At 63.4% G+C, this 21,317-nt stretch carries 17 protein-coding genes and 1 pseudogene; 11 read left to right on the top strand and 7 right to left on the bottom strand.

What is annotated here, in order from left to right; all coding sequences use genetic code 11:
- The 5 genes and pseudogenes from IP78_RS08035 to IP78_RS08055 form a co-directional block, all read left to right on the top strand.
- A pseudogene (locus tag IP78_RS08035) lies at positions 1-208 on the top strand (hypothetical protein); the annotation flags it as partial.
- Positions 209-214: 6 nt separating this feature from the next.
- Positions 215-1,153, top strand: coding sequence for an alpha/beta hydrolase (locus tag IP78_RS08040; protein ID WP_054111172.1), 939 nt, complete (start codon positions 215-217; stop codon positions 1,151-1,153).
- A gap of 211 nt (positions 1,154-1,364) precedes the next feature.
- Positions 1,365-2,528 (top strand): L-lactate dehydrogenase, encoded by a 1,164-nt coding sequence (locus IP78_RS08045; RefSeq protein ID WP_054111173.1) that lies wholly within the window; start codon positions 1,365-1,367, stop codon positions 2,526-2,528.
- A gap of 148 nt (positions 2,529-2,676) precedes the next feature.
- Entirely contained in the window at positions 2,677-3,783 is a 1,107-nt protein-coding gene (locus tag IP78_RS08050; protein WP_054111174.1) for a glycoside hydrolase family 105 protein, read from the top strand.
- Positions 3,784-3,798: 15 nt separating this feature from the next.
- Entirely contained in the window at positions 3,799-5,388 is a 1,590-nt protein-coding gene (locus IP78_RS08055; RefSeq protein WP_054111175.1) for an MFS transporter, read from the top strand.
- A 191-nt stretch (positions 5,389-5,579) separates the two neighbouring features.
- Here IP78_RS08055 and rhaT read toward each other — a convergent pair whose 3' ends face one another.
- Genes rhaT through rhmD form a run of 5 tightly spaced genes read right to left on the bottom strand, consistent with a single transcriptional unit; the run spans position 5,580 to position 10,507 of the window.
- Positions 5,580-6,686: an L-rhamnose/proton symporter RhaT gene (rhaT, locus tag IP78_RS08060; protein WP_054111176.1), complete on the bottom strand. Its 1,107-nt coding sequence runs from the start codon at positions 6,684-6,686 to the stop codon at positions 5,580-5,582.
- Between the two features lie 53 nt (positions 6,687-6,739).
- Positions 6,740-7,648 (bottom strand): amidohydrolase, encoded by a 909-nt coding sequence (locus IP78_RS08065; RefSeq protein ID WP_054111177.1) that lies wholly within the window; start codon positions 7,646-7,648, stop codon positions 6,740-6,742.
- Positions 7,649-7,697: 49 nt separating this feature from the next.
- The gene (locus IP78_RS08070; RefSeq protein ID WP_054111178.1) at positions 7,698-8,447 is read right to left on the bottom strand and encodes an SDR family NAD(P)-dependent oxidoreductase; all 750 of its coding nucleotides are present in this window, start codon (positions 8,445-8,447) and stop codon (positions 7,698-7,700) included.
- Positions 8,444-9,313: a fumarylacetoacetate hydrolase family protein gene (locus tag IP78_RS08075; protein WP_054111179.1), complete on the bottom strand. Its 870-nt coding sequence runs from the start codon at positions 9,311-9,313 to the stop codon at positions 8,444-8,446. The genes IP78_RS08070 and IP78_RS08075 overlap by 4 nt, the downstream gene beginning before the upstream one ends.
- 15 nt (positions 9,314-9,328) lie before the next feature.
- The gene (rhmD, locus tag IP78_RS08080) at positions 9,329-10,507 is read right to left on the bottom strand and encodes an L-rhamnonate dehydratase (RefSeq protein ID WP_054111180.1); all 1,179 of its coding nucleotides are present in this window, start codon (positions 10,505-10,507) and stop codon (positions 9,329-9,331) included.
- Positions 10,508-10,649: 142 nt separating this feature from the next.
- Here rhmD and IP78_RS08085 point away from each other — a divergent pair, with 142 nt between their 5' ends.
- From IP78_RS08085 to IP78_RS08095, 3 genes are read left to right on the top strand one after another with little or no spacing between them, the layout of a single operon-like run.
- Positions 10,650-11,501, top strand: a complete 852-nt coding sequence (locus IP78_RS08085) for an IclR family transcriptional regulator (RefSeq protein ID WP_054111181.1) — start codon at positions 10,650-10,652, stop codon at positions 11,499-11,501.
- Between the two features lie 14 nt (positions 11,502-11,515).
- Positions 11,516-12,277, top strand: a complete 762-nt coding sequence (locus IP78_RS08090; RefSeq protein WP_054111182.1) for an SDR family NAD(P)-dependent oxidoreductase — start codon at positions 11,516-11,518, stop codon at positions 12,275-12,277.
- Positions 12,274-12,633 carry an L-rhamnose mutarotase gene (locus IP78_RS08095; protein WP_054111183.1) on the top strand — a complete coding sequence of 120 codons (360 nt, stop codon included), beginning with the start codon at positions 12,274-12,276 and terminating at the stop codon, positions 12,631-12,633. Before IP78_RS08090 ends, IP78_RS08095 begins: the two co-directional genes overlap by 4 nt.
- A gap of 14 nt (positions 12,634-12,647) precedes the next feature.
- On the opposite strand, the gene IP78_RS08100 is transcribed toward IP78_RS08095, so the two are convergent.
- Positions 12,648-13,193, bottom strand: a complete 546-nt coding sequence (locus IP78_RS08100) for a DUF6250 domain-containing protein (RefSeq protein WP_231680956.1) — start codon at positions 13,191-13,193, stop codon at positions 12,648-12,650.
- 715 nt (positions 13,194-13,908) lie between these two features.
- On the opposite strand from IP78_RS08100, the gene IP78_RS08105 reads away from it, so the two are divergent.
- Positions 13,909-16,866, top strand: coding sequence for a TonB-dependent receptor (locus IP78_RS08105; protein WP_054111184.1), 2,958 nt, complete (start codon positions 13,909-13,911; stop codon positions 16,864-16,866).
- 118 nt (positions 16,867-16,984) lie between these two features.
- Here the strand turns inward: IP78_RS08105 and IP78_RS15810 are convergent, their stop codons facing one another.
- Entirely contained in the window at positions 16,985-17,170 is a 186-nt protein-coding gene (locus IP78_RS15810) for a 50S ribosomal protein L32 (RefSeq protein ID WP_156320335.1), read from the bottom strand.
- A gap of 2,661 nt (positions 17,171-19,831) precedes the next feature.
- On the opposite strand from IP78_RS15810, the gene IP78_RS08115 reads away from it, so the two are divergent.
- Both IP78_RS08115 and IP78_RS08120 read left to right on the top strand, forming a co-directional pair.
- Positions 19,832-20,338 carry a hypothetical protein gene (locus tag IP78_RS08115; RefSeq protein WP_054111186.1) on the top strand — a complete coding sequence of 169 codons (507 nt, stop codon included), beginning with the start codon at positions 19,832-19,834 and terminating at the stop codon, positions 20,336-20,338.
- 91 nt (positions 20,339-20,429) lie between these two features.
- A complete protein-coding gene (locus IP78_RS08120) occupies positions 20,430-21,281 on the top strand; it encodes an alpha/beta hydrolase (RefSeq protein ID WP_197272412.1) in 852 nt (283 codons plus the stop codon).
- Positions 21,282-21,317 lie beyond the last annotated feature (36 nt).

The following is a 21,317-nucleotide window of genomic DNA, read 5'->3' on the forward strand; positions in this document are numbered from 1 at the left end:
TCCCAAGGAGCGCGCCGAGATCATGGCCCGCAATCGCGGCATCCTGCGCGATCTGAAGGCCGCGACCTGCCACGACATGCTCACGGTGCTGAAGACGGTGGATCAGGACCTCTTGAAGGCCGCCGTCGCCGGCGAGCGGTTTAAGGACTACTTCTTCGCCAACGCGAAGGACGCGAAGATCCGCGCCTTCATGGAGAGCATGGTCTGACGGCGCGTGAGCGGCTTTCTGGGCCTGTCATCCGCTTGGATCGCGCTCTTCGCGGGACTGATGACGCTCGCGCCGCCCTTGCCAACAGACCCTGTACAGGCGGAGACAAGAATGCCTCAGGATGAGGCTGAACGCCCTGAAGACATCTGGGGATTTCTGCGGGATGCGGCGGCGTCGGCAGGCTCTGCGCCGGACCAGGTCCGAACATACATCGGCGTCGCTAGCCAAACCCACCGCATCGAGATTTTCCAGCCGGGTTCCGACGCCCCCGAAGGCAGCTCTGTTCATCCCGGGTTGGTCCTCTTCCATGGCGGGGCCTGGAGGGAAGGCGCGCCTGTGCAGTTCTATCGCCAGGCCCGGGCGATCGCAGATGCGGGCTTTGTCGTCGCCCTGCCGGAGTACTCGCTGCGTGACGAGGACGGAACCACGCCGCGGGACTCTGTCACGGACGCCTTCCTCGCATGGCAAGCGATCCACGCTGCGGCGGAGGACCTGGGGCTCGCGCGCGAGCGGCTGTTCGCCGGAGGTGCCTCAGCGGGCGGACAGATGGCGGCGGCCCTGGCGACGCTGGCGCCTCCGCAGAGCATCACGGGTCATGTCCGCCCGGCCGGATTAATCCTGTTCGAGCCTGTCGTGGATAACGGTCCCAGTGGCTATGGCCATGCCTTGGTCCGAGATTATTGGGCGGCGTTCTCCCCGATCCATAATATCGCAGACGGGCATCCGCACACGTTGATCCTGGTCGGCGATTCCGATCCGTTGATCCCCGTGGAGACGGCGGAGCTCTATTGCCGGCGGGTGCAGGCCGCTGGCGGGCGTTGTTCAGTGGAAGTGTTCAAGGATGCCGGCCATGCATGGTTCAACTATGATCCTGCCGGCTTTTCGGGCACGCTGGCAAAAGCCCTGAGTACGCTCCAGACGTGGATACGGGACCCGGAGGACTAGGGGCCCGCCTGCCGTCCAGTTCGGCATCGGCTCACGAGGCGCCACTTCTGGCCATCCGGGGGTCCATGGAGGATCGCCCTGATGCGCTCCGTCGACGGGGGCCAGGCGAGGGTCAAGAGTGCGAGGCGGCATTGCATCGTCCTGAATGCCGACATACCGTCTCAAAATATGAATGGCCGCACCGCGTGGCGGCAGTTTGAACGTGGTGGCCATGTTTCTCGCGGATGTGATGGATTATCGCGAGGCGGCGCGTCGGCGCCTGCCGCGGTTCCTGTTCGACTATATCGACGGGGGAGCCTTCGCCGAGACCACTCTGCGCGACAACATCGATCGGCTGCGGGCCGTCCGGTTGCGCCAGCGGGTCCTGACCGGGGCCGATGCGGTGTCCCTCGAAGGCGATCTGCTCGGCCGCAGGACGGCCATGCCCGTGGCGCTCGGTCCGGTCGGGATGGCGGGGCTGAACGCCCGGCGCGGGGAAGTCCAGGCCGCTGCAGCGGCTGAGGCCGCGGGCGTTCCGTTCTGCCTGTCGACCGTCGGTGCCTGCACGCTGGAAGAGGTCGCCGCCGGGGTGTCCACGCCGCCCTGGTTCCAGCTCTATGTGATCCGCGATCGCGGCTTCATGCGCGAGATGATCGCCCGGGCGCTGGCGGTCGGCTGTGACACCCTGTTCCTGACTGTTGACATGCCCGCGCCCGGTCCGCGGTACCGCGACAAGCGGTCAGGCCTGTCGGGCGGCTCAGCGCTCGCGCGGCGCATCAGCCGGTTCACACAGGCCGCGGCGCGACCCGCCTGGGCCTGGGACGTGGGGCTGCTGGGCGGGCCTCACACGATCGGTCATGTCGCTTCGGCTCTCGGGGCCGCTGCGGGCATCGATGACTATTGGGCCTGGATGGCGCGCAACTTCGACGCCTCGGTCACGTGGAACGACGCCGAGGAGATTCGGGCGCTCTGGCCGGGGCGGATGGTGATCAAGGGCGTGCTCGATGTGGAGGACGCCCGCGAGGCGGCGCGGCGCGGCTTCGATGGCCTGGTGGTCTCAAACCATGGCGGGCGCCAGCTGGACGGGACCCTGGCGTCGATCGACGCCCTCGGCCCGATCGCCGACGCCGTGGGCGACCAGATGACCGTGCTGATGGACGGCGGGATTCGTTCGGGACTGGATGTTCTGCGCGCCTTGGCCTGTGGGGCGGACGGTGTGCTGCTAGGGCGTGCTTGGGTCTATGGTCTGGGGGCGGGTGGGCGGCGCGGTGTCGCCGAGGTTCTGGCGCTGATCGAGGCGGAGATGCGGGTGGCCATGACCCTGCTCGGTGTAGAGCGTATCGATCAGGTTGGGTCCGACCTTCTGGTGCAGGGAGAAGCCGACCAGGAGACTTGACCCGCTTCAATCTTTCACATTATGAGATAAACAAACACAAAATGAGATTTGTTGCCTGACCGACGGGGAGACGGCGGCGACAGAGGCAAGGCGTCGCGCTGGGGTCTTGCCGTCCAAACGACAACCCGCTCCCGCGAGCCCGCGTCCCATGCCGAACCTCGTTCACGACCTGTCGCGATCAACGATCGACGAGACGTTGAGCCGCCTGATCGACAACCTGGTGAACATCAAGGACGACACGGGCGAGTTCCTGCTGCGCCTCGACGACGGGCGGGTGATCGACACCAAGGGCTGGAACGACTGGGAATGGACCCACGGGATCGGGCTGTACGGCCTGTACCGCTTGTACGAGCAGACGGGCGACGACGCCGTCATGCGGATCATGCTGGACTGGTTCGCCAACCGGTTCGAGGCGGGTACGCCGACCAAGAACATCAATACGGTTTCGCCGTTCCTGACGCTGGCGAACCTCTACGAGCACACCGGCGACGCGACCTTCCTGCCTTACCTCGATACCTGGGCCGAGTGGCTGATGGACGGCCTGCCGAGGACGGAAGAGGGGGGGTTCCAGCACATCGTCTTCAACGACGAGAACCCGCAGGAACTCTGGGATGACACCCTGATGATGAGTGTCTTGCCGCTGGCCCGCATCGGCCTGCTGCTGGATCGGCCGCACTATGTCGACGAGGCGCGCAAGCAGTTCCTCATCCACATCAAATATCTGTTCGACCGCAAGACGGGCCTGTGGTTCCACGGCTGGACCTTTCTGGGGCGGCACAACTTCGCCGACGCCCTCTGGGCGCGGGGGAACTGCTGGGTCACGATCGCCATCCCCGAGTTCATCGAGATGCTGGATCTCCAGCCCGATGACGCCTTGCGACGCTTCCTGATCGAAACCCTCGAAGCCCAGGTCAAGGCGCTGGCGCAGTATCAGCACGAGAGCGGCCTCTGGCGGACCCTTATCGATGATCCGACCAGCTACCTCGAAGCCTCGGCTACCGCCGGGTTCGCTTACGGGATCCTGAAAGCGGTCCGGAAACGGTATCTGTCTTCCGAATACGAGGACATGGCGATCCGGGCCCTCAAGGGCGTGCTGGCGCACATCAATGACGATGGCGAACTGACCCAGGTGTCGTTCGGCACCCCGGTGTTCGACACGCTTCAGGGCTATCGCGACATACCGCTGACCTCAATGCCCTATGGCCAGTCCATGGCCATCCTGGCGCTGGGCGAGTTCCGCCTTCGGTTCATCTAGGTCGGAGCGATCACCATGCCCGCCGTCGGAATGCGCAAGCCCAGCTGGATCAACTACTGGGGCTGGGGCTCCGGCGACATGCTCGGCGCCGGGGCCCAGGCGGTCATCACTGGCTGGCTGTTCTACTTCTTCACCACCTTCTGCGACCTGACCGCCGTCGAGGCCGGTCTGATCCTCGGCTTGCCGAGGCTGATCGAGGCCATCACCTGTCCCCTGATCGGATATGTGTCGGATAATCTGAGACACACATGGATCGGCAGGAAGATTGGACGGAGAAAGGTCTTCCTTCTGGCCACGATCCCGCTTTTACCGAGCTTCGTCCTGTTGTTCGTGACCGGACAGAGCTTTTACTACTACCTGGCCGTCTTCATATTCTTCGAGCTTCTCTACACGATGTTCCTGATCCCGTGGGAGACGCTCGCGGCGGAAATGACCAAGGACTACAAGGAGAAGGCGCGTTTCGCGGGCGCGCGGATGCTGGTGGCCCAGGGCTCGGCCATCCTCGCCTCTCTCCTTCCGACCTTGATTATCAACACCTTTGGGGGCCAGGACTCGCCGTCTACCTTTCTGATCATGGCGGCCATCTTCGGCGTTCTTTTCAGCATCGTGGTGACGGTGGTCGTCATCACCAGCTGGGAGCGGCCCTACACCGAGGCCGAGAAGGCCTTCCAGCCGCCGCCGATGAGCTTGAAGCGTGTGCTGCTGATCCCGGTGACCATGTTCCGGGATCTGTTCTCGACCCTGCGGATCCGCGCCTTCCGACAACACCTGTCGATCTATCTGGGCGGCTACATCTCGCAGGACATCTTCAATACCGCCTTTCCGATCTTCGTGGTGACGGTGCTGCTGGGCGGGACCCTGGTCATCTCCCAGTTGATGACCCTCATGTATCTGGCCCAGCTGATCTCGGTGATGATCGCCATCAACATCGTCATCCGCACAGGGCCGGTGGTGGCCTACAGGATCGCCATCACCCTGGTTGGCCTCGCCCTTCTGCTCTATCTCGCCTTCTACCTGATCGAGCCGGCGGGTTTCGGCGCCGGAGTCGCGGCGCTTGATGGAGATCTCCTGTCGGCGCTCAACCCGGCGAATCCGGCGTTCAGCCCGATGCTGGTCTTTTGGTTGTTCGTTCCTGTCCTGCTGGCAGGCCTTGGGCGCGGGACGCTGAACTTCGTGCCCTGGAGCGTCTACAACTACCTGCCTGATGTGGACGAGGCGGTGACAGGCCAGCGGCGCGAGGGAATCTTCGCCGGGGTCATGACCCTGGTTCGCAAGGTGGCTCAGTCGGGCGCGATCATCGTCACGGGCTGGATCATCGGGGCCGGGGGGTATGTGTCCGCCACCGATGGGGTCGCTGTTGAGCAGACGCCCCAGGCCATCTCGACCATCGCCTGGCTGCTTGTCGCCGGGCCGATCATCGTCATGCTGCTGGGTCTGATCATCTCATGGCGTTTCAACCTGAACGCCCGCACCCACGCCGTCCTGATGGCCGAGATCGACCGCTTCCATGCCGGAGAGCAGACACCGTCCAGCCCAGAGGCCAAGGCCGTGGTCGAGGATCTGACAGGGTGGCGGTATGAGCGGCTCTGGGGGCGCGGCCGCTGATCGCTGGTACCCGTCCGGTTATTGAGGCCGGTAGCTCGCTGAGGACACCGCCCGCAGACAGGTTCCGATGATTGCCAAGGCCAACGGATGGGATTGGCTCGCCTGGGCGTTGCTTGCGACGGCCGAGCAATGATCGACATGTTGGGTAGCCCCGAGAACCGGGGGCCTTGCTACCGGTAGATGAGCCAAGCTCACACCTGTCGTCCCATGGCATTGCCGTAGCCGATGATGATCGTGGCGCCGACCAGCAGCGCCACCCCCAGCCAAACGAGGGCGCGGACGTTTGGCCTGGCATCCTTCCATTCCTTGAAGGCAAATCCCCACAGGGTGCCGAAGATGATGATCGAGGCCATGTGCAGCGTCCAGCTGGAGAAGCCGAACCGGCCCATCTGGCTTTCGCCCATGGTGTAGAAGAAGAACTGGAAATACCAGGCGGTGCCTGCGAGGGCGCACAGGAGATAGTTGGCCAACAGCGGAGTTTGGGCCATTTCGGAGGAGCCATCGGCGGTGGCTGATCTCGCCTCTGCCAGGCTGGTCCGTCCCAACCACTGGCCCGCGCTCCGGTTCCGAGCGATCAGCCAGGCGCACCAGATGCCGTTGGTGATCAACCCGCCAAACATGACCAGGCAAAGCACTGGCAGGCCGGTCCAGAGAGGACCGGTACCGGCTGCTGCGGAGATCGCCTTGACGGGCTCGCCGGCCGCAAGACCGAAGGCGAAACACGCGGACATGACACCTGAGAAGATCGCGACGCCAATTCCCTTCTTGAAGTCGAACTCTGCGATGACGGCTTTCTTCTGCTCGTCCGGCAGGGCTGCGTCCTTGCGCGCCCCCGCCAAGGCAACGACGACGATGCCTGCGAGGGTCACGGCCAGGCCGAGCAGGATTATTCGTCCGGACGGGGTGGCCAGCAGCGTCTCGCTGAAGTCTCCCTGCACGAGCGGAGGGATCAGCGTGCCGAACACCGTGCACAGACCCAGAACCACGGCCATGCCCAGCGACAATCCCAGATATCGCATTGTCAGGCCGTAGGTCAGACCGCCAAAGCCCCACAGCACCCCAAACATGATGCAGAGGCCGACGACCTGACCGGGGGTCTCGCTGAGGACGCCGAGCAGGTCTCGTGTCTGGATCGTGGCGAAAAACCAGGGCGCGATCAGCCAGGAAAACAGACCGCCGGTCAGCCAGAAAATCTCCCAGGACCACCAACGGACGGCCCGGTAGGGCACATAGAAGCTCGCGGACGCGAGGCCGCCCAGCCAGTGAAACAGGACGCCGAGGACTGGATCAGGAGTCATGCCGGGATCCCGACAGGCGCAGCGTCAGCCGCGAGAAGGCGAGGAGTCATCGGTCACACCGTCAGGTCGAGGCGGTAATGGCGGATGGCGTTTCGTGCGAAGAGGTCCAGCCGTTCGTCCTCGCTGAAGCCGGCGACGATGGCGTGATAGGCGGCCAGGTGGATGTCGACGCTGCCGAACAGCTTGTCGGTCGGGACGTCGGTGGCGAACATGCATCGTTCTGTGCCGAACATAACGATCGACTCGAGAATGATGGGTGCGATCGAGTCCCGGGTCCAATCGCGTTTCGCTAAGCCGAACCCCGATAGTTTCACACAGACATTCGGCAGGGCGGAAAGGGCTCTCATTCCCTCGCGCCAGACCTCGCGCCCGTTGCTATCATCATCGATGGGCATGCCCGCGTGGTTCACGATCACCACCGTGTCGGGATGCCGCGCGATCAGTGCGGCCATGGCCGTCATCTGGCTTGGGTAGCATTGCAGGTCGAATGACAGACCAAAACGGGCCAGCAGCCCGAAGCCTGCTTGCCATGCTGGATCGATCGTCAGATCGCGCGGTGTGTAGGATCGCGCGGCGTCGCGATGCCAATTGACGATCTGTCGTATCCCCCGGACGCTGCGATGCGCCGCCTGAGCTTCCAGCATACGTTCCGCGTCGGGGCTCTCCAGCGAGGCAAAGGCGACGATGGCATCCGGAATGCCGTAAGCATCGGCCAGTCCCTGGAGCCAGCGGGTTTCCTCAAGTGCCGCCGACGGATCGGCGCCCGCCTCGACATGAACCGCGCCCGCCAGATGCCATGCTTCAAGATCGCCTCGATAATCGGCGGGCAGATAGTTTCGCGCGATCGGCTCCACGCTGCCATTCGGACCGTCGTCAGAGAACGGCGGCGACAGCCACGGATACCGGATGCGACCCAGATCCCACAGGTGGAAGTGGGCATCGACAAAGGGCAAGCCAACCATGGCGTTCCTCCTTCAATGAGACCCGGTCTTCCGGGGCGTTCGCGGACGCTCAGTAGGTCGTGCGGCCGCCCGAGATGTCGAAGGTCGCGGCGGTCGAGAAGCTGCACTCCTCGCTGGCGAGCCAGCAGATCAGGGAAGCGACCTCGTCCAGCTCGCCGAGGCGGCCCATCGGGATCTTGGATTGCATATAGTCGATCTGGCTCTGAGGCAGCTGATCCAGGATGGGGCTCTTGAAGGTGGCTGGGGTGATGGCGTTCACCCGCACGCCGGTCTGCGCCAGTTCCTTGCCCAGGGACTTGGTGAACCCCAGCAGACCCGCCTTGGATGCCGAATAGGCCGAGGCATTGGGATTGCCTTCCTTGCCCGCGACCGACGAGACGTTGACGATCCGGCCGTAGTCGTTCTTCAGCATGTGTGGAACGACCGCGCGGCAGCAGTAGAAGGCACCGTTCAGGTTGATGTCCATGACCCGGCGCCAGCTGTCGACCGGGAACTCCCACACTGGCCCGGTGGCACCCGTTACCCCCGCGCCCACCACCAGGATATCGACGCGACCCAGGGCCTCGGCGCTCGCATTGGCGGCGCGCACCACAGCGTCATTGTCCGACACATCGACAACCTGAAAGTTGCTGGCCCCTGTGGCTTTGGCGACCTCGGCCAGGACGCCGGCGTCCAGGTCCCACAGACAGACCTGGCCGCCCTCAGCGACGATGCGGGCCGCGGTCTCGCGCCCGACGCCGGACGCGCCGCCGGTCACGATGGCGCAGCGCCCCTGAAAGCGATTGGCATAGACGCTCACGCGACTTCTCCCGATGCGGCGTGCCAGGGCACGACCGTCTGGCTCTGTTCGCCCAATCCCTGAATGCCCAGACGGATGACGTCGCCGGGCTTGAGGTAGAAGGGCTGCGGTTTCTGGCCCAGGCCGACGCCGGGCGGTGTGCCAGTGGTGATCAGGTCGCCGGGTTCGAGCGTCATGAACTGGCTGACGTATGAGACGATCTCGGCCACGCCGAAGATCATCGTCCGCGTATTCCCGGTCTGCATCCGCTTGCCGTTCAGGTCCAGCCACATATCCAGGTTCTGGACGTCATCGACGTCGTCGGCCGTGACCAACCAGGGGCCGACCGGGCCAAAGGTGTCGCAACCCTTGCCCTTGTCCCAGGTCCCACCGCGCTCGGTCTGGAAGGCGCGCTCGGACACGTCGTTGACCAGCACATAGCCGGCGACGTGATCGAGAGCATCGGCCTCGTCGACATAGGAGGCGGGCTTGCCGATGACGATGCCCAACTCGACTTCCCAGTCGGTCTTCTCTGATCCGCGCGGGATCATCACGTCGTCGTTTGGCCCATTCAGGCAGCTGATGGCCTTCATGAAGACCACCGGCTCGGCCGGGATCGGCAGGTTCGATTCGGCCGCGTGGTCGGCGAAGTTCAGTCCGATGGCGATGAATTTCCGGCTGCCCTTCAGCGGAAGTCCATAGCGGGGCGAACCCTCGACCACGGGCAGGGCGGTCGGATCAATCGCCTTCAGTCGGGCGAGACCCTCGCCATGCAACAGGTCCGGCGTGATGTCAGCGACGTGACCCGACAGGTCACGGATAGTCCCGTCTGCGTCCAGCAGGCCCGGTTTCTCTGCGCCCTTGGGACCGTATCTCAGCAATTTCATGGACGGGTCCGGTCGTCAGTTGGGGTAGGGCCGATGGAGCGGAATGTCGGGGTTGAGCGCGACGCCGAAGCCCGGCGTGTCGGGCACCTTGAGCCGGCCGTTCACCGGCACGGGCTCTCCGGTCAGCAGGGGCTGGAACATCGGCACGACTTCGTCGGCCTTGGGCGCCATCATCAGGAACTCTGCGAACGGGCTGTTATGGCGCGTCACCACGAAGTGATAGCTGTAGACGCTTGAGCCGTGCGGGATGACCATCACGCCGCGCGCATCGGCCAAGGCCGAGATCTTGATCAGCTCGGTCATGCCGCCGCACCAGCCGACGTCTGGCTGGATGATGTCGCAGCAGTCCATCTCCAGCAGCATGCGAAAGCCCCAGCGCGTGGCCTCATGCTCGCCGGTGGTCACAAGCATGCCCTTGGGCGCATTGACCTTCAGGTCGCGATAGCCCCAGTAGTCGTCGGGGCTCAGCGCCTCCTCGATCCATTTCAGGCCGTGCGCGTGAGCCATGTGCGCCAGGCGGGTAGCGTAGTTCAGGTCCAGCGACATCCAGCAGTCGAACATCAGCCAGAAATCCTCGCCGACGCGCTCGCGCATCGTGGCCAGTTCCTCGATGTTCTTGCGAAGCCCGTCCTCGCCCTCGGCCGGCCCGTAGTGCAGGGGCATCTTGCCGCCGATGAAGCCCATCTGCTTGGCCAGGTCCGGCCGCGCGCCGGTGGCGTAGAAGGTCAGCTCGTCGCGGACCGCGCCGCCAAGCATGTGATGGACCGGCTCACCGCGCAGCTTGCCCAATAGATCCCAAAGGGCGAGATCGACGCCGCTGAGGGCGTTCACCACCAGGCCTTTGCGGCCATAGTACTGGGTCGAGAAATACATCTGGTCCCAGATCTTCTCGATCTCGGTCGGGGAACGTCCGACCAGGAAGCGCGACAGGTGCTTCTCGACGATGTAGGCCGCCGGTTCGCCGCCGGTGGTGACCGCGAAGCCGACCGTTCCGTCGGCCGCCTCGATCTCCACGACCAAGGTGCCCAACACATTGATGCCGAAGCTCTGGCGGCTCTGACGATACTCGGGATAGCGCGACATCGGCGTGGCGATGTGGTCGTCGATCCAGTGCCCCTCGCCCTGGTCATGGTAGTCGGCGCCTCCGCCCCGAACGACGAAGGCCCGCACCTGACGGATTACGGGGAAAGCCATTGCGATCTCGTCTCCAGATATCAATATATGAGATAGCGGCGAAGGGGCGCACAAGGGTGCGCGCGGCTGGGATGCAGGCAACCCCGACTCCCTCCCGAGCCTCTTGCCTGTCGTATCAATATTTGAAATAAGAAGCTACGAGATGAGACAATCAACGTCAACACGCAGTCAGGGGGTCGAGACGCGGGAGATCACGAAGTCGTCGAGCAGCCAGACCCTCCTTCGCGGCCTCGACGTGATCGAGGCCGCGGCCGATGGCACGATCAGTCTGACGGACCTCGCTACGGCTGTCGGCCTGAACCGAAGCACGACGCATCGACTGGCGTCCGCTCTGGTCGATCGGCAGTACCTTAACTTTCTCCCGCGCGACGGCTACACGCTGGGGCCGAAATTGCTCGAACTTGGCTTCAAGGCGCAGCAGCAGAAGGACCTGCCTCGGGTCGCCCGTCCTCACCTGGAGGCTCTCGCAGCAGCCACGGAAGATACGATCCATCTGGGCGTCATGGACAATGGTCGTGCGCTCTATCTGGACAAGATTCCGGGCCGTCGCCGGATCGAGATCAGTTCCCGTGTCGGTGAGCGACAGCCGCTGCGATCCACCGGCCTCGGCAAGGCACTGCTGCTGGATGAGACCGAAGCGCGCTGGCTTGAGATGTTCGACGCCGAAGAACAGCATGCGCCGAGTTCGTTGGGCCGTGAGGTATGGCTTGAGCGGATGCGGGGCTATGCGTCCGCTGGCCACGCTTTCGACCTCGAGGAGAACGAGGACCGCATACGTTGCGTGGCGGCTCCAATCCGCGATGCCGGGGGGCGAGTCGTCGGAGCCATCAGCCTCTCCAGCGCGGCGCAGTACATGGACGACAGTCGCATGTCGTCCCTACCGGAGCAGGTGCGGGCGACCGCCGAGGCAATCAGCCGGGAACTGGGCTGGCGCGAGGACGCGGCCCCGTCGGTTGCCCCACCGCCCAAACCGAAACGTTCGCCTCGAACTTAGACGACGGAGTCGCCATGCTGCTGGAAGGCAAGACTGTTCTGATCACGGGAGCTTCCGGCGGCATCGGCCGCGCTGCGGCTATCGGCTGCGCGCGACACGGCGCGGATGTGGCGATCAACTATCTCAATGACGAAGCTGGCGCGGCGAGCGCGGTTCGCGAGATCGAGGCGATGGGTCGTCGCGCCATCGCGGTTCGCGGCGATGTGGCTGATCCGGATGCGGCTCCACGGTTCATCAGCGCGGCGGTCGAGGCCTTTGGCCGTGTGGATGTGTTCGTCAGCAACGCCGGCATCTGCCCGTTTCACAGCTTCCTCGATATGCCGCGGGACGTGCTGGAGCGGACCCTTCGGGTAAACCTTCACGGCGCCTGGTACATGACCCAGGCGGCGGCGAACCAGATGGTGGCGCAGGGCGACGGCGGAGCCATTATCGCCGTCAGTTCGATCAGCGCGCTCGTCGGAGGCGGCATGCAGACCCACTACACGCCGACCAAGGCCGGCGTTCAGTCCCTGATGCAGTCGTGCGCCATCGCCCTGGGTCCCAAGGGGATCCGTTGCAACTCGGTCCTGCCTGGCACCATCGAGACCGACATCAACCGCGAGGACCTCGCCGAGCCGACGAAGAGGGCCTACATGGCTGGCCGCGTCCCCCTCGGCCGCCTCGGCGCGCCGGAAGACCTCGCCGGTCCTATCGTCTTTCTTGCCTCCGACCTGGCGGCCTACGTCACCGGAGCCGCACTGCTCGTCGACGGCGGCATGTTCGTGAACCTCCAATGAGCCTGGCAGCGGAGGAGACCGTCGCCTTTCGCATGACCCTCGATCCGGGGCAGGCGGAGGCCTATCGCCAAAGGCACGACGACATCTGGCCGGAACTGACGCAGGCACTGATCACGGCGGGAGTGATCGACTACCGGATATGGCTCGATCCGCAGAGCCACCATCTGTTCGCGGTCCTGCGCCGCAGGGTCGATCACACCCTGGATCAGCTGCCGGACACGGAGCTGATGCGGCGATGGTGGGCGATGATGGCCGACATCATGCAGACTCATCCCGATAATGTGCCGGTTCAGGTCGACCTGATGCCGATTTTTCATCTGGAGGCACCAGCGCGGCCCGGCTCAGGGGACGCCTAGAGATCCAAGCGACGCTAACGCACAGAAAAGACGCGAAAGTCGGAAATCCGCAAGCGATTGGCGGTCGTCCGGATGGCGAACCAGCCCCGCGTGTAGGGCGCGGGGTCGTTCAGTTCGAACACTCGAACGCCGTCTCGCCAGTATTCGATGCGTTGGTCGGCGGCGACCAGCTGGATGGTCTGCCGCGCGTTGGGCCGCAACATGTGCATCGGATCGGAAATGTCGTGCTCAGGCAGAATAGGCCGATTGGCGGCTTCGCCCACGTAGCGACGCATCCGGGTCGTCGTGTTCCGATTACCTCCCTGACCGACGTAGTAGGCCAGCAGATCGTCGTAATCAGCGAAAGCGCCGCTGCGTTCTCTCGGAGGAATACCGGCGGGGGCGCCAGGATCCGTCGCCATCCAGAAGCAGTTCAGGTCGCTGACGTGATCGTTCGGGCCGCCTTCGGAAACCGCGACGGCATCGTACTGGATCATGACGGGACCTCGAAGTTCCTCGCGGAACCAGACGCTACAGCCACCGGCCGTATCGATCTCCAGGATCCCGCCGTCGACAGTCACGGCACCCTCGCGCTCAAGCTCAATCCGCCATTGGCCTGGCCCCGCCCGAAATGAGTCGGAGTAAAGTTGGGGACCGACAAGCTCCCTGCGGTCGCTCGCCAAATTCTGCGCGCAGGCGCCCAACGAGAAGGCCGCCGCGGCTCCCAAGCCGATGGCCCGACGCCGCGTGGGCGCGATGCCGGTGGACGGGGCCGCAGTCCGGCCGTCGGGCCCGATCTGTGTGGGTTGATCAAGGTCGACTGCGCCGAGGTCGAACAGGCGGTAGGTCATCTCGCATCCCTCAGGTCTTGGTTTGTTGGTTGGCCGTGACGGTCTGGCAGGGCGGACGGCGGATTTGGCCCCATTTCGAGTTCCATCCCTCTTGCCAGTGTCGGCGTTGCTGACAACAGCGTTCCCCGGCTCTGGCCGTTTCCGCAGCGGCGGGAAATCGGCTCCCGCGCGCCATCTTCGCCGCCGACGATGCGCTCTTCCATCGGATTGCACTCAATAGATCGTGTCATAGAGTGCATTGACATATCATTATATGATACTACGGTCAGCTACGTCGATGATGATTTGAGCTGCGTGCCAAGTCGGAGGCGACAAGGGAGGGCATCACCCCAACCGTCCTGGAAGAGGCGGATCGGCGGTGTCCGTGGAAACGTGGACTGCAAAGGGGGCAGCCTTGTCACACTCGAACTCTATCCGTCGCCGGGCGATGAGCGCCGCTTCAGTGATGGTGATCAGCGCGCTCGGAGTGGGCGTCGCTGGAGCCGCCTCGGCTCAATCGGGCCAATCTTCGCAAGACAGTCAGGCCTCGACGGTCGACGAGGTCGTTGTGATCGGCATTCGCGGGGCGTTGGATGACGCCATCCGGACGAAGCGGAACCGCGACACGATCGGGGAAGGGATTTCGTCGGACGATATCGGTTCGCTGCCGGCCCTGGACATCGCCGAGGCGCTGCAGGTCGTTCCCGGCGTCCAGGTCAACCGCGAAAACAATGACGGTGCCTTCCGCTACGGGGAGATCAGCCTGCGCGGCCTGCCGGGCGCGTTCACGAACACCACCGCCAATGGTCAGAGCTTCGCATCGCCATCGGGCAGCGTCACCCCGGCCGAAGGGGTCCCGAACGCCTTTGGCGCGTTTCCGTCGAGCGTTTTCGATGGCGTCTGGGTGAACAAGTCCGCTCGCGCTGATCTTGTCGAAGGCGGCATCGCCGGGACCGTTGACCAGCGACTTGCAGAGGCGCTTTCGAAGCCGGATGGGCAGCTGACCGTTCGCGTCGGCGCCCAGTACGAAGAACTTCCCGACGCCTATGTGGGCAACTTCTTCGCCGCCGGCACCAAGCACTTGATCGAGGACCGCTTGGCGGTGACCTTCAGGCTCGCGCACGAGGGCGAACATTTCCGTCGAGACGGCATCAACTTCACGAACTACACGCCCCTCAACACTGACGGCACCAGAAACCGGGGCGGGTTCTACGACCCAAGCGGCCAGACGTTGGCCCAGTGGCGGACGGCGAACGGCATCGCGGCAGACGAGACGGTGCTGTATCCCAGCAACTTCCGCCAGTATTCCGAGACTCGCGAAGGCTCCCGGACGGCGTTCGTCGGGGGGGTGGAATATCAGGCGACCCCGGAGCTCAAGCTCGCCGCCAACTATCTCTATTCGTACCGAGAGCTGGACCTGTCAGCGGAATGGCTGCTTCCAAGTCCGGCAGGAATAACGACCAGCATAACGCCGACGTCGACGCCTTTTGCTGGCTTTACCGACAACAACGGCCGGACAGTCTGGATTGTCCCTGGGTATGATTATCTGGACATCACCTATGCGCAGAGTTCGCGTGGGGGATTCAATACGCAAGAATCGGAAGGCCTTTTCCTCAGCGCTGAATACGAGTCGGATCTTTGGAAGATTGATGGCTCAATTGCAGCCTCTGAAGCAGAGTTTATCCGGCTGAGCACCAACTATCAGGCGCAGTATTTGGCGAGGGCCTCTAACGGGCACCTGAATAACAATGGGACATCCGGCTCGATCAACTCGGGTGCTGGGGATATCAGTCGCTATCTGTTTACGCTAAACCTGAACCCGGCTGTTACGACGACCGGCGCGAACATGGATCTGGTCTTCCCACGGACAGACAATCCGACGCTGAATCAGATCACTGTGACCGACGCTAACGGTAATCAAAGCCGTTTCACGTCGGCCGGGAACGAGGTGTTCCGCGATCGCTCTGACTATGCCGTGAACCTGAACTTTGAGCGCGAGCTGGACTTTGGGTTCTTGAGGAGCGTCAAGTTCGGTGCCCGCCAGAACTGGCAGAATGTCGAGTCCTGGATCCTGAACCACTCGATCGCCGGCATGGATACGACGGGCATTTCCAACGCACTGTTCCGCCCCGGGACTACCGACTTCTTCGGTCGGCGCACGCCCGCCGGTGCCTTCCTCAGTGGCGAATGGCAGTTCCTCGATATTGCAGAGACCGAAGCGGTCCTCCGGCGAGGGGGGATCAGCAACCCCAACAACTATCCAGTTTCGCCGTTCAACGGTGCCATTTACCAGCAGACCGCCACCGGCAGTCTGGTGGGGGCCGATAGGGTCGCTTCGACAGACACCACCATCACGGCCTTGTATGCCATGACCAACTTCGAAGGGAACCTGTTCGGTTTCGACATTTCCGGCAACTCGGGCGTTCGGTATGTCAGGACGGAGTTGGAGGGTGAGGGCTTCAGCCTGATCAACGGCGTCGCCACGCCGACCAGCGCAAGCAAATCCTACGAAAACATTCTGCCTGCAGTAAACGTGTCGATCGAGTTGACCCCCGATCTCTATCTGCGGTTCGCCTATTCGGAGGGTATGAACAGGCCGAACCCGGCCGGATTCACACCGTCGGCGTCTATCGTCGAAAGTCCGGGGGTGGGAGGAGCGCCCGGTCAGGTCAACGTCGGGCTCCCGAGCCTGAATGTGGAGGCCTACACCTCCGAGAACTTTGATGTTTCGCTCGAGTGGTACAATCGGCGCGGAAGTCTTTTCTCGATCGCCGCCTTCACCAAGGCGGTCGAGGGCTTCATCGCCCAGCGCGTGGTCTGCCCACAGGACGGCGGGGGCCTGGGCTTCGGCACCCTGACGTTAACGGATGTGGGCGGGGGCGTCTCGGAATGCACCATTGATGCCGATGGCCGGGACATCCTCATCAGAGAGACATACAACTTCGACTCAACCATCGACATCGAAGGTCTTGAGATCGCTGTTCAGCAAAACCTGAGCTTCCTGGACAATCCTTTCCTCGCTGGCTTCGGGGTCCAAGCCAGCGCGTCGTTCCTTGGTTTCAGTGGTGAGGACTCGGCTGGCAACCCTGCACGGGTCCAGCAGATTTCTGACCAGTCCTACAACGTCGCGGCCTATTGGGAGAACGATAAGTTCAGCGCACGCCTCGCCTATAACTGGCGCTCGGATTACTTCCTTCAGGGCGGGCTGACCATCACAGGGGCCGAGGCGCGGCAGGTCGCGCCTCGCGGACAGTTGGACTTCATCGCGCGATACAACGTCACCGATGACATCATCATTACTGGCCGGGCGTTCAATATCCTCGATGTGATCTACGAGGAGTATCAGTCCGGAAATGAGCAAATGGTCCGTCAAACTGCCTACGATGGACGTACGTTCGCGGTAGACCTCACCTACAAGTTCTGATTACCTCCTGAACCTGAGGGCGAAACTGAAAAATGCTTCGCCCTCATTTTTCTTTGGCTGAATCTGGCTTCATCTGAGCCAACGATTATTGCTGTATTTGCTGCGAGTGGTGAACCGATCAACTGCTCAGCCAGCTGGATGTAGAGCGAGGCCCTATGTTTCGTGCAATTGTCGCTTGCATTTTTCTGGTTGCAATCCCGTGGATCATCGCGCCCACCACCGCGCACGCCCAGGACGCGCGTCTGCTGGACTTCTGGGTCGAGGAAGTTCGCTTGTTTGGTACCGCAAGGGCTGGCCAGGGGATCGATCACGACCTTGACGCGCGCCGGGCTGCAGGTTTCCGCACCAATGTCGTCGGGCTTGACCACGCGGACCATCGGGTTGGCGACTTGTCGCTCGTTTACGCCCCAGGCGAGGCCGGCATGCCGGAACGGTTCGGCTTTGTGTCCGGCCTTTGGGGTGAGCGCTGGGACTTGTCGGCGGATATAACGCTCCACTTCTGGGCGAAGGTTGAAGACCGTCGCGCGCAGGATCGCTGGGGCGTTCGTCTCGTCGACCGCAACGGTGTCGTTGCCAGGAGTGAAATCCGTGGCGTGATGGGCCAGTGGGTGGAGTTCTCGATCGAGAAATCATCGTGGAGACCGGAGCCGGGGTTCGCCTGGGGGAGTGTTGTTGCGCTGGAGTTCGATGCCGAGTTCGGGAACCGGGCTCGCGTCCATCTCGATGGCGTCCGGTTCGAAGGCGGTGGACAGGTCATCGGCGTCACCGACAAGCCGCTGGCACAACGCATGGCGGAAGCCGCCGCCAGTCGTGATGCGCGCATCGCTGACGCCTTCCGCCGTGAAGCCCGGGTTGCTGAGGAAGACTTTCCCGGCACTCAGCGCGGCCAGTCTCACCCGCAGAAGCTGGCGACGGCGTTTGCGAAGATGATGATGAACGAGGATCTCGAGACGGCCAATCGCCTGCTGCGCGAAGAGCTGGAGGCGAGCTCGGTTCTGACCGTCTGGAGCCTGTATGAGACGCCACTTTATGTGCGGATGTACAATCTGTTCTCGAGCCAGAGCCGTGTCTATCCAGGGCGTCTGACCCCTGACACCGAGGCTTTACTACTTCGGACGCTTTGGGAGCGGAATGAAGTCGAGAACGATATCGCTCTGACCCGCCAGAGCACCTGGTGGATGCAGGGCAGTGAGAACCACGATCTCCAGGCCAAGGCGAGCAGCATCAGCGCGTCGACGATCTTCATGAACGTGCCGGAGTATCGGGATCGGATCTATCCGAACCACGGCTATGGGGCTGGCTATCACTATGGCCACGCCGGCTATTATGGCCCCGGCGTAGGGTTCGACAGTCGGCACGGCGGCGGTCGGGCCAATCTGAGCGATGGCCAGGATTACCGGCCCGCCGACCACCACAGGGCCTGGGTCGACTTTTTCCAGGAGTATATTGTCGAGCGTGGGCGTCGCGGCTTCTTCCTTGAGCATGCATCGCGCGGCTATGCCAAGCACTCGCTGAGCTTCCTCCATCTCGCGACCAACGATGCCGGAAGCGCTGAACTGGAGGCCCTTTGGGACGAGTTCTACACCGTCTACTGGGCGGACTGGGCGCAAACCTCAATCTCGGGCGTTCGCGGCGGCCCCAAAACGCGCCATCAGAACGACGTTGGCGGTCCCACCGACAGGGAGACAGCTGACTTGATCAGCTTCCACATGGGGGGGCCAGGCAATGCGGGCATCTTCCATTACTGGAACCTGCTGGACGATTACCAGCTACCGGAGATCGTCTGGCGCATGGCGCTGGATCGTTCTGCGATGGGTGCGTTCACCGCCCGGTCTCGCGGGGTTGGCGAGGAAGAGAATGTCTGGCCGCGGCCGCTCGGCAATGAGCGGAGCCTGCTCGTGGACACGGAGGCTCGCTTCCTGCGCAGTACTTACGTCACGCCGGAATACACCCTTGGTACCCAGATGGATCACCCGGCGGCGGTGCACTCGCACCTGTCGATCGCGGCGCGTTGGCACGGCATGACCTTCGCCCAGTCACCTCTGGCGCGGATCGTTCCGGTCGGCTTGAGGGATCAACCGGATGAGAATGGGCGTCTCCCGCCGGAATGGGACATGGAGCTGGTGCTCCAGTCCGTCCACGACGAGAGCACCCTGATCGTTCAGCAGGCCCGGCGCTGGTTCGCGGTTCACCCCGAATGGTTTCCGGGCGGCCCCCAGAAATACGACCGCCTCATGGGCGTGTGGTTCGGCAATGCCTGGGATGAGCGCGTCGAACGCGACGGCTGGGTCTTCGTCCGCAGTGGCAACGCTTATGCGGCCGTCCGTCCGGTGACCTGGGACGCGGCTTACGAACGGTCTTTACCATCGACTGGGGTCGGCAATCAGGTCTTCTTCAATAAGCCGTACGACCCGCCGACGGTTCGGCTGTTGACGGACAGCTACACCTGGAACGAGGCGGGCACCATCATGCAGCTTCGGGACAGCTTTGCCCCGGTCCTGATTGAAGCCTCAACGACAGAGGATCATCCGACGCTCGAGGCGTTCATCTTGGATATTCTCGATAACCGCCTTGAACTGCACAAGACTGTGGTCCCCGGCTATCACATCCTGGTTTACGTCGGACTCGGCGGCGATGAGAGGGAGATCGTCTTCAATGCAGGGGCCTCGGAGATTCCGACGGTTGGTGGTGAGTACGTGAACTATAGTCATCCCATGACCTGGGACAGCCCGTTCATGTCGTCGGAATACCTGAGTGGCGTCGTTAACTTGCGCTTCGGCGATGACCGGTTGGTCATCGACTTTACCGACTAGATCGTGGTCCCCCATCGACCTGAACCATCCTTGTTGGCCTGCGTGGAGATGTGAAGATGCCTCAGGGGTATCGAACGATGAGCCGGGCGCAAGTCCCAACCGCTCGCGCAAGCGCGAGTGGGAGATGCGCTCACGCCTGGTGGTTGGCTGCCGTGCTTTCGGTCTCCGTCGTCGGGCAGGCCGGTGCCCAGGAACCGACCTTCGTGGATCGCCTGGTTCTCGACCCGCAGGAAACCTGTTCGGGCGGCGCGCCGGAGCCGGGCGACATCGTCGCCCTGGCTCTGCGGGGGGCCAGGGGGCGCAACTATGCGGTCGCCGCCGGCAATGAGACCGCCCGATTGGCCATGCGTGGTCCGGCGACCACCGCCTACAGCGTGTTCGAGATCACCGACACGGCCGTTGAGAATACCGTCGCGATCCACAGTCTGGGGCATATGAAGTTCCTCAGCCTCGATAGCGACGCCCGGGTCCAGGCGAGGGCGGAACCGCAGCAGGCGGTGCCGTTCATCTTTGAAGAGACCGACAGCGGCTACTTTCGCATCCGGCTGCACGCCCATCCGCTCTGGCTACGCATGAACCTCAATGGGTACCTGGATTTCCGGGCTCGCGACGCCGGATCCGCCACGCAGTTCTGCGCCCAACCCGTGGCTTCGGATTGATTTCGCGATGAAGGCGCTGTGGATCTCTGGATGGGTCGCGTGCTGTGCGCTGCTGTCGTTCGCGGGAACGGCCTTGGGCCAGTCGGTGCCCATGGATCCCCAGGTCGTGAAGGTCTCTGAGCCGATCCCCGCGTCCGAGTTCAGCTATACATCCTCCCTGAACCGGGAGTTTCCGATCCATGTCTTCCCGGCGAACAGCACGGCCGGCTCGCCGCCGGTGCCCGCGATCGTCATGTTCCATGGGGGAAGCTGGCGGACAGGAACGCCCCGGCAGTTCTACCGCCAGGCCTCGGTCTGGAACCGGCTGGGTGTTACCGTCCTCCTGCCCGTCTACGCCGTGACGGAAACGCACGGCTCCACGCCGCACCAGTCCATCGAGGACGCCTTCCGCGCTTGGCAGGCGATCCATCAGAATGCTGTCGCGCTGGGGATAGATCCCATGGCCATCGCCGCGGGTGGCGGGTCAGCGGGCGGTCATCTCGCCGCCGCCCTCGCGACCCTGACGCCACCCGACTTCATCGCGGATCATCATCGTCCTTCGGCGCTGGTGCTCTTCAACCCGGTGATCGACAACAGTCCCGAGGGCTATGGTGCCGACAGGCTCGGGGACCAGTGGCGGTCGTATTCGCCGCTCCACAATATCGGCCCGGCGCACCCCCCGACGCTCATCATGCTGGGCAGCCGTGACGCCCTGATCCCGGTCGAAACGGGCGAGCGATACTGCGCGGAGGTGAGGGCCTCGTCGCGCTGCGAGCTCATCATCTATCCCGACGCGACGCACGGCTGGTTCAACGATCCCGGGTTCATCGAGACTCTGCGCGACTCGACGCGGTTCATCGCCGAGACGCTTTCTCTGGAGCCGATCGAGTTCGCGGAACCGGCTGGCGGGGACGTGTCGCAGCCCAGGCTGCGCTCCGAGGATCTGGCTCCGGCGGCAGAGTAGACCGAGATGGACCGGAATCCCTTGTCGACCGTGTTC

It is taken from the genome of Brevundimonas sp. AAP58, from assembly GCF_001295975.1.
Classification (GTDB): Bacteria; Pseudomonadota; Alphaproteobacteria; order Caulobacterales; family Caulobacteraceae; genus Brevundimonas.